This is a genomic window from Methylobrevis pamukkalensis (assembly GCF_001720135.1).
GTDB lineage: Bacteria > Pseudomonadota > Alphaproteobacteria > Rhizobiales > Pleomorphomonadaceae > Methylobrevis > Methylobrevis pamukkalensis.
This window is the reverse complement of sequence record NZ_MCRJ01000136.1, coordinates 1-9,214: the sequence shown is the minus strand read 5'-3', so window position 1 is coordinate 9,214 and position 9,214 is coordinate 1. Positions and strand designations below refer to the sequence as shown.

The window sequence follows — 9,214 nt, the reverse complement described above, 5'->3', positions numbered from 1 at the left end:
GCCCGTTACGGCCGCCGCCGCCGCCCGCGGCGCCCGCGCCGCCTTCACCCTGCGCAGCTACAGCGCCAACCGGCCGCGGGCGCTGCTGATCGGCTCGTCCACCGGCGGTCCGCAGGCGCTCAACGCCCTGTTCGGCCACATCGGCTCGGCGATCGGCAACGTGCCGGTGCTCCTCACCCAGCACATGCCGCCGACCTTCACCGCCATCCTCGCCGAGCATCTGTCGAAGTCCGCCGGCCGGCATGCGGCCGAGGGGCAGGACGGCGAGGTGGTGATGCCCGGCCGCATCTACGTCGCCCCCGGCGGCAAGCACATGCTCGTCCACAAGACGGGAACCGAGGCGGTGATCCGCCTCAACGACGGCCCGCCCGTCAACTTCTGCAAGCCGGCGGTGGACCCGATGTTCCGCTCGGCCGTGGAGGTCTGGGGCGGCGCGCTTCTCGGCGTGATCCTGACCGGCATGGGATCGGACGGCGCCGGCGGCGTGGTCTCGCTCGCCCAGGCCGGCGGCAACGTGATCGCCCAGGACGAAGAGACGAGCGTGGTCTGGGGCATGCCCGGTGCGGCCGCCCAGACGGGAATGTGCGCCGACGTCCTGCCGCTCGACGAGGTCGGGCGGAAGGTATCGCGCCTGCTGATGGGAGGACGGCCGTGACCCCTGCGGAATACGATTTCCTGCGCCAGTTCCTGAAGGTGCGGTCCGGGCTCGTCCTGTCCAACGAGAAGCAGTATCTGGTCGAGAGCCGGCTGCTGCCGGTTGCCCGCAAGGCGGGGCTTGCCTCCATCACCGCCCTCGTGGCCAGGATGCGCGACCCGCGCGAACATGTCCTTGCCGACGCGGTCGTCGAGGCGATGACCACCAACGAATCCTTCTTCTTCCGCGACAAGACGCCCTTCGAGCATTTCAAGGACGTGATGCTGCCGGCGATGCTGCAGAAGCGGGCATCGACGCGGCGCATCCGGATCTGGTGCGCGGCCGCGTCCACGGGGCAGGAGCCCTATTCGCTGGCGATGACCCTGAAGGAGATGGGGCCGAAGCTCGCGGGCTGGCGCTTCGAGATCCTCGGCACCGACATCTCCAACGAAGTGCTCGACCGGGCGCGCGCCGGCGTCTACAGCCAGTTCGAAGTGCAGCGCGGCCTGCCGATCCAGCTGCTGCTGAAGTATTTCACCCAGACCGGCGACACCTGGCAGGTGTCGTCCGAGCTGCGGCAGATGATCCAGTGGAAGAAGCTCAACCTTCTCGACAACTTCTCGAATCTGGGCAGTTTCGACATCGTGTTCTGCCGCAACGTTCTGATCTATTTCGACCAGCCGACCAAGATCGACGTGCTGGGGCGTATCTCGAAGATGCTGCCTGAAGACGGGTTCCTTGTGCTGGGTGCTGCCGAGACGGTGGTCGGCCTGACCGATGCCTTCCAGGCCCACCCCGAACGCCGCGGCCTCTACACCCCGCGCACCGCCGCGGCCCAGGCCGCGGGCCCGGCCTCCCGGCTCTCGATGTTCGGAAGCGGCGTCGCGTGAAGCCCCGTTGCAGGCGGCATCCCGCCGCCGGCAACAACAAATGTGTGACTCGCGAATAAATTTATTTTTTCTACACCATTGCGTGGAGACTGCCGGCCCGATTGCGTTTGGGCCCGGGCTCGCGTTACATGATCCGGGGAATTTGATTTAACTTCGGATCGTTCAGTTTCGCGCAGTTCGGCATGCGTCTGGTTCCGTCATACTACGGATCGCCGGCTTCCGGCGCCTTGCGCAGGGTCCTGCCCGTCTGATCACCCCTCCGATTCAGTGATGACCGCATCCTGATGGTGCGGACGGGAGAGCGGTCATGGCCTGGATCTACGGCGACGAAGACGACAACGTGCTCAACGGCACCGGCGACTACGACTACATCTACGGTTACGAGGGCGACGACACGCTGAACGGCAACGGCGGCGACGACAGCCTCTACGGAGACGAGGGCGACGACATCCTCAACGGCGGGAATGGCGACGACCATCTCCAGACCGACAGTTCGTCCTACAACAGCGGGGCGGCCTCCGACGACGTCGACGGTGGTGACGGCATCGACACCGCCGCCATCTACCGCACCAGTTCGACCTTCACCTATGTCTTCGCCCTCACCAATCCGGCGCTACGCGTCACGCTGGCCGACGGCACGAGCTTCATCAACATCGAGAAGATCGAATTCAGCGCGGGCGTCGGCAACGACACGCTGACCGGCGGCACCCTCAACGACCGTCTCTACGGCAACGACGGCAACGACGTGCTGCAGGGGGGCGGCAGCTACGACTATCTCTACGGCGGCGCGGGCGAGGACGAGCTCTACGGCGGCGACGGCGACGACAGCCTCGACGGCGGGGCCTCGGACGACCTGCTCGAGGGCAACGACGGCAACGACTATCTCTACGGCCAGGAGGGCGACGACACGCTGGATGGCGGCATCGGCAACGACAGCATCTATGCCTATGACGGCGACGACACGGTCCGTGGCGGGGCGGGCGACGACTACATCCAGGCCGACGGAAGCTCCTACGGCGTCGGCGCCGCGGCCGACGACATCGACGGCGGCGAGGGTGTCGACCAGGCCGTCATCCACCGCACGAATTCGACCTTCGCCTATGTCTTCTCCATCGCGAATCCGGCGGTGCGCGCCAGCTTCGGGGACGGCACGACCTTCATCAACATCGAAAGGCTCGAGTTCGGCGGCGGCATCCAGTCCGACGACATGACGGGCGGCGCCCTGAGCGACCGACTCTACGGCAATGACGGCGACGACGTGCTGCGCGGCGGCGCGAGCTACGACTACCTCTACGGCGGTGCCGGCGAAGACCAGCTCTACGGCGGCGGGGGTGACGACAGCCTCAACGGCGGGGCGGCGGACGACGCCCTCGAGGGCAACGACGGCAACGACTATCTTTACGGCGATGACGGCAACGACACGCTGCTCGGCGGCATCGGCAACGACTCGCTCTACGGCTATGACGGCAACGACACGATGGCCGGCGGGTCCGGCCACGATTTCCTGCAGGCCGACGCCAGTTCCTACGGCGGGGCGGCCGCGGCGGACGATCTCGATGGCGGGGCCGGCACCGATGAGGCCGCCATCCATCGCACCAACTCGGCCTTCACCTACGCCTTCTCCCTCGCCAACCCGAGCCAGCGCGTCACCTTCGCCGACGGGACGACCTTCATCAACATCGAGAAGATCGAGTTCGGCGGCGGCATCGGCAACGACGACCTGACCGGCGGCGCGCTGAACGACCGTCTCTACGGCAATGACGGCGACGACGTGCTGCGCGGCGGCGGCAGCTACGACTATCTCCACGGCGGGGAGGGGGAGGACCACCTCGTCGGCGGCGAAGGCGCCGACAGTCTCGACGGCGGCAGTTCGGACGACATCCTCGAAGGCGGCAGCGAGATCGACTCGCTCAACGGCGGCGCGGGCGCGGACCGGCTCGACGGCGGCACCAGTGCCGACACCATGTATGGCGGCAACGGCGACGACACCTATGTGGTCGACGATGCCGGCGACTATGTGGACGAGTCCTTCACCGACGGGATCGACACGGTCGAATCCTCGATCGACTACACGCTGAAGCCCGAGTTCGAGAATCTGACCCTGACCGGCGTTGCCAACATCGACGGCACAGGCAACGAACTCGACAACATCATCATCGGCAACGCCGGCAGGAACGTCCTGCGCGGCGGTAACGGCAACGACACGCTGTTCGGCGGCAGCGGCATCGACCAGCTCGACGGCGGCAAGGGCATCGACCGGCTCGATGGCGGCATCGGCGCCGACGTGATGCGGGGCAATGTCGGCAACGACACCTACGTCGTCGACGACATCGGCGACGTCGTCGTCGAGACCGGCAAGGACAAGGCGGACGTCATCGAGACGAGCGTCAGCTTCAAGATCGTCGCGGGGATCGAGACCCTTCAGCTCACCGGCTTTTCGGAGATCGCCGGCAACGGCGGCACCGGCAACGACAGGATCTTCGGCAACACCGCCGCCAACGTGATCTCCGGTCTCGACGGCGACGACCGGCTGCGCGGCGACGGCGGCGACGACAGCCTGCTCGGCGGCACCGGCGTCGACCGGCTGGAGGGCGAGAGCGGCCACGACCGGCTGAACGGCGGATCGGGCAACGACATCATGCGCGGCGGCTACGGCAACGACACCTATGTGGTCGATGCCGCGGGCGACGTGGTGGACGAGACCGGCGGCGGCGGCATCGACACCGTCGAGACGACCCGCAGCTACACGCTCGGCAGCGGCATCGAGAATCTGACGCTGACCGGCTCGACCGCAAGTGCGGGCACCGGCAACGCCGGATCCAACATCCTGACCGGCAACACCGGCGCGAACGCCTTGTCGGGCCTTGCCGGCACCGACCGCCTGATCGGCGGCCGCGGCGCCGACACCCTCACCGGCGGCGGGGACGCGACGTCTTCGTGTTCGACGCAGCCTTCGGCAGCGGCGTCGACATCATCACCGATTTCGTCTCGGGCCTCGACCGCATCGAACTCGACGATGCGATCTTCACGGCGATCCCGCGCGGCACGCTGAAGGCCGGCAACTTCGTGGTCGGCACGGTGCCGGGCGACACCAACGACCGCATCCTCTACAACGCGGCGAACGGGCGCCTGTCCTATGATGCCGACGGCACCGGTGCCACCGCCGCCATCCACTTCGCCACCCTGAGCGGCGCGCCGGACATCAGCGCGGGCGACTTCGTGATCGTGTGAGGACGGACGCAGCGCCCGGCCGGCGTGACGCGGCGTTCCGGCCGGCGCCGGCCGCGCACCCGGCGGCGGCAATGCGGTCAGGCCGGGCGCCGGCCCGGGCACTTGCAAGACCCGGGGCGGGGCCCATTGAGGATTGCATCCTGACCGAGGGGCTGCCGCGGTGCTGTCACCCGCGCCGGAGCAGGCGTGCGCATCGCGCAGCGCCGATGTGACCTTTTGGCGCGTCATCCGCCAAAGGCCGGGCCCGTTGCGGTTAACGCAGCGGCAAGCCTTCTCGCGCACCCTCGTAGCGATGGCCGGGCTCGGGGATTCCGGCGCATCGGGCTGCATGTTCGGGGCTGCACATGGGACTGTCGATCAAGGTGAAGATGCCGGTTGTCATCGTCGGGCTGGCGCTGGTCAGCGCCGCGGCGATGGGGTTCATCGGCTGGCAGGGCGCGCGCGGCGCGCTCGCGGAGGCGGCCGTCGAGCGGCTGTCGCTGGCCGCCGACGGACGCAAGGATCTGATGGAGGCCGTGGCGCGGCGGGTCCGGCTCGATCTCGTCAACATCGCCGAGACCTCGCTGGTGGGCTCCAGCATCCGCGATCTCGACGCCAATCTCGAGCTCAACCCGGCCGAGTTCGAGAAGAACAAGGCCTATTTCTCCGGCGCCGCCGAGGAGGTGGCCGCCAAGGATGGCGCCGACTCCGGCACCATGTACGGCTTTCGCCACGCCAAGATCCACGCCCTCGTCGCCGAGGCGCGCAAGCGCGGCGGCTATGCCGACATCCTGCTGCTCTCGCCGGAAGGCCGGGTGATCTATTCGGTCGCCAAGGGCGCCGATTTTGCCCTGCGCCAGGGCGATCCCGACCTTGCCGGCACGGCGCTGGCCCGGCTCTACACGACAATGAACGCCGACCCGGCCCAGCCGGCGGTGGAGGACTTTGCCGCCTACGCCCCGGGCGGTGACCGTCCGAGCGCCTTCGTCGGCCAGGCGATCAGCCGGCGCAGCAATGCGGCCATGAACGCGGCCCAGAAGGTGGAGCTTGCCGGCTTCGTCGTGCTGCGTCTCGACCCGGTGACGTTCAACGCGGTGCTCTCCGACCGCCGCAACCTCGGCAGCACCGGCGAGACGGTGGCGATCGGCCCCGACGGCCTGCTGCGCTCGGACGCGCCGGGCGGCGAGGCCAATGCCGGCGATCCGATCTCCGGTCTCGGCCTCGACGCCCTGCCGCCGGTCGGCGAGGCGGTCAGCTTCGCGCGGGCCGGCGTGCCCTACATGGCGATCGCCAGCCAGGCCGACGTGCTCGGCAAGCAGTGGACCCTCGTTGCCGCCCAGTCCGTGGACGAGGCCTTCGCCGCGGTCGGCGCGATGACCCGCACCATGCTGATCACCGCCGGCGTGCTGCTGGTCCTCACCGTGCTCGCCGGCCTGCTGGCGGCGCGCAGCGTCACCCGGCCGCTCGCCGGCCTCACCGGAACCCTGCAGGCGATGGCCGCGGGCCGCACCGATGTCAGCATTTCCGGCGTCGAGCGCCGCGACGAGATCGGCGCCATCGCCCGGGCCGTCGGCGCCATCCGCGAGATGTCCGCCGAGGAAGCGCGCCGCCGCGTCGACACCGACGCGAGGAGCGCAGCCGCCGCGAGGCGGAGCGCCGGCAGATGATGGAGCGTCTCGCGCGGGAGTTCGAGGACAAGGTCGGCTCGGTGGTCGAGACCTTCGTGTCCGCAGCCGCGACGCTGGAGCGTTCGGCCAGCGACATGGCCCGGATCGCCGAGCAGAGCAACGAACGCTCGTCGGCCGTGGCCGAAGCCTCGGACGAAGCCAGCGGCAACGTGCGCGCGGTGGCCGCGGCCTCCGACCAGCTGTTCGGCTCGATCCGCGAGGTGTCGGAACTGATCGGGCGCTCCGGCGCGATCGCCGGCGAGGCCGACCGGCATGCAGCCTCCACCAATGCCATCGTCGAATCCCTCGCCGGCACGGCGATGCGGATCGGCACGGTCGTCGACATCATCCAGTCGATCGCCGAGCAGACCAACCTGCTCGCGCTCAATGCCACGATCGAGGCGGCCCGCGCCGGCGAGGCGGGACGCGGCTTTGCGGTGGTCGCCGGCGAGGTGAAGAGCCTCGCCAGCCAGACCGCGAAGGCGACCGAGGAGATCGGCGGCCAGATCTCGGCCATGCGCGCGGCAACCCAGACCGCCGTCGAGGCGATCGGCAAGATCCGCGAAGTGGTCGGCGAGATCGGCCAGGCCGTCGGCTCCGTGGCCGCGGCGGTCGAGGAACAGTCGGCCGCGACCAGCGAGATCGCCCGGGCGGCGCAGAGCGCCTCCACCGGGACCTCGGCAGTCACGTCCAACATCGCCGAGGTGCGCGACGCGATCGTGCGCACCGATGCCGCCGCCTCGTCGGTCGCCGGCCAGGCCCGCAGCCTCGGCCAGGAGGCCGACGAGCTGCGCACCAGTCTCGGCAGCTTCGTGCGGCAGATCCTCGCCGCCTGATCCCGCCCCGCGTGGGTGGCCGGCGGGCTCCCTCCGGGGCTTGCCAGCCACCGCCCGGCGATGCCATCACCATGTGACCCGCCTGCGCCGTTCCGGCGCGCGCGGGACAGGCGTCGAGCGCAACAGACAGGCGAGGAGACAGGCGATGGCCAAGGCCGTTCATGCGATGGTGCGCGTGGTGGAAGAGACGCGGTCGGTGGCGTTCTACCGGGACGCCTTCGGCCTCGAGATCGCCGACCGCTTCGACTTCGACGATTTCACCCTCATCTACCTGCGCAATGGCGAGGCCGACTTCGAGGTCGAGCTGACGGTCAACAAGGGCCGCACCGAGCCCTATGCGCTTGGCGACGGCTACGGCCATCTCGCCTTCGTGGTCGAAGATCTCGACGCCGAGCACGCGCGTCTCGCCGGCCTCGGCCTTGCCCCGCGCAAGATCGTCGAATTCAACCGCGACGGCAGCCTGCTCGCCCGCTTCTTCTTCGTGGAAGACCCGGACGGCTACAGGATCGAGGTGCTGCAGCGCCACGGCCGCTACCGCTGAAGGAGACGCCTTGCCCGCCGCCGACATCCTCTTCGCCTTTTTCGTCACCAGCGCGATCTTCGCCTTCGTGCCCGGTCCGGCGATGCTCTATGCGGCGGCCCAGACGCTCGCGCGCGGCCGCCGGCCGGGGCTGATGGCCGCGCTCGGCATCCATCTCGGCGGCTATGCCCATGTGCTGGCGGCGGCGGCCGGCCTGTCGGCGCTGTTTCATGCGGTGCCGCCGCTCTATCTCGCCGTGAAGATCGCCGGCGCGGTCTATCTCGTCTATCTCGGCATCCGGCTGTTCCGCGGCCGGGGGGAGGGGGCGGCCGCCGGGACTGGCGATGCGGCCGACGCGGCGACCGCCGTGGCGGTCCGCTCCGGCCGGCGCGCCTTTGCCGAGAGCGTGGCGGTGGAGGTGCTCAATCCCAAGACCGCGCTGTTCTTCCTCGCCTTCCTGCCGCAGTTCACCGACCCGGCGGCAGGCCTGCCGATCTGGGCACAGATCGCCGTGCTCGGGGCCGTCGTCAACCTGATGTTCTCGGCGGCGGATGTCGTCTGCGTGCTGGCGGCCGGCGCGATGATGGACCGGCTGCGCCGTCCCGGCCGGTTGCAGCGCGGGTTGCAGCGGGCCGGCGGTGCGGTGCTGGTCGGCCTCGGCGTCAACCTCGCCCTGCAGCGCGGCTGACCGCGCGGCCGAATGCTCGCCCAGAAACGCAAAAGGCCGCCGTGAGGCAGCCTTTGTCGTCGATTGCGGAAGGGCCCCTTGCGGGACCGCCCCAGGTGATCTCTTTCAGGCGATCTCGCGCACGTCTTCCGGTTCGCGCAGCACGTAGCCACGGCCCCAGACGGTCTCGATGTAGTTCTTGCCGTCGGTGGCGTTGGCGAGCTTCTTGCGCAGCTTGCAGATGAAGACGTCGATGATCTTCAGCTCGGGCTCGTCCATGCCGCCGTAGAGATGGTTGAGGAACATCTCCTTGGTGAGCGTCGTGCCCTTGCGCAGGGAGAGGAGCTCCAGCATCTGGTATTCCTTGCCCGTCAGATGCACCCGGTTGGTGTTCACCTCGACGGTCTTGGTGTCCAGGTTGACGATCAGGTCGCCCGTCACGATCACGACTGGGCATGGCCCTTCGAGCGACGGACGATGGCGTGGATGCGCGCGATCAGCTCGTCCTTGTGGAACGGCTTGGTCATGTAGTCGTCGGCACCGAAACCGAGACCACGCACCTTGTCCTCGATGTTGCCGAGACCCGAGAGGATCAGGATCGGCGTCTTCACCTTGGAGACACGCAGCGTGCGCAGCACCTCGTAGCCGGACATGTCCGGAAGGTTCAGGTCGAGGAGAATGATGTCGTAGTCGTAGAGCTTGCCGAGGTCGATGCCCTCCTCGCCGAGGTCCGTCGTGTAGACGTTGAAGCTTTCGGACTTCAGCATGAGCTCGATGCTCTGTGCGGTCG

At 68.8% G+C, this 9,214-nt stretch carries 8 protein-coding genes and 1 pseudogene; 8 read left to right on the top strand and 1 reads right to left on the bottom strand.

The features are described 5' to 3' along the window. The 8 genes from A6302_RS17750 to A6302_RS17725 form a co-directional block, all read left to right on the top strand. Positions 1 to 655: chemotaxis protein CheB (locus tag A6302_RS17750; RefSeq protein WP_280939383.1), on the top strand; the 655-nt coding region annotated here is incomplete at its 5' end. Further along, positions 652 to 1,524 (top strand): CheR family methyltransferase, encoded by an 873-nt coding sequence (locus A6302_RS17745; protein WP_069308159.1) that lies wholly within the window; start codon positions 652 to 654, stop codon positions 1,522 to 1,524. The genes A6302_RS17750 and A6302_RS17745, both read left to right, overlap by 4 nt. Before the next feature lie 307 nt (positions 1,525 to 1,831). Continuing rightward, complete coding sequence (locus A6302_RS17740; protein ID WP_069308158.1) at positions 1,832 to 4,576, top strand: calcium-binding protein; 2,745 nt, start codon at positions 1,832 to 1,834, stop codon at positions 4,574 to 4,576. Next, on the top strand, positions 4,462 to 4,755 hold the full coding sequence (locus tag A6302_RS22370) for a hypothetical protein (RefSeq protein WP_141703894.1): 294 nt from the start codon (positions 4,462 to 4,464) through the stop codon (positions 4,753 to 4,755). Before A6302_RS17740 ends, A6302_RS22370 begins: the two co-directional genes overlap by 115 nt. A gap of 344 nt (positions 4,756 to 5,099) precedes the next feature. Next, entirely contained in the window at positions 5,100 to 6,401 is a 1,302-nt protein-coding gene (locus A6302_RS21560) for a HAMP domain-containing protein (RefSeq protein ID WP_083255876.1), read from the top strand. Further along, positions 6,398 to 7,237: a methyl-accepting chemotaxis protein gene (locus A6302_RS21555; RefSeq protein WP_083255875.1), complete on the top strand. Its 840-nt coding sequence runs from the start codon at positions 6,398 to 6,400 to the stop codon at positions 7,235 to 7,237. The genes A6302_RS21560 and A6302_RS21555 overlap by 4 nt, the downstream gene beginning before the upstream one ends. 145 nt (positions 7,238 to 7,382) lie before the next feature. Continuing rightward, on the top strand, positions 7,383 to 7,778 hold the full coding sequence (locus tag A6302_RS17730; protein ID WP_069308157.1) for a VOC family protein: 396 nt from the start codon (positions 7,383 to 7,385) through the stop codon (positions 7,776 to 7,778). A 10-nt stretch (positions 7,779 to 7,788) separates the two neighbouring features. Then, positions 7,789 to 8,445 carry a LysE family translocator gene (locus tag A6302_RS17725; RefSeq protein ID WP_069308156.1) on the top strand — a complete coding sequence of 219 codons (657 nt, stop codon included), beginning with the start codon at positions 7,789 to 7,791 and terminating at the stop codon, positions 8,443 to 8,445. Positions 8,446 to 8,550: 105 nt separating this feature from the next. On the opposite strand, the pseudogene ctrA reads toward A6302_RS17725, so the two are convergent. Then, positions 8,551 to 9,214 (bottom strand): annotated as a pseudogene (gene ctrA, locus A6302_RS17720) (response regulator transcription factor CtrA); the annotation flags it as partial.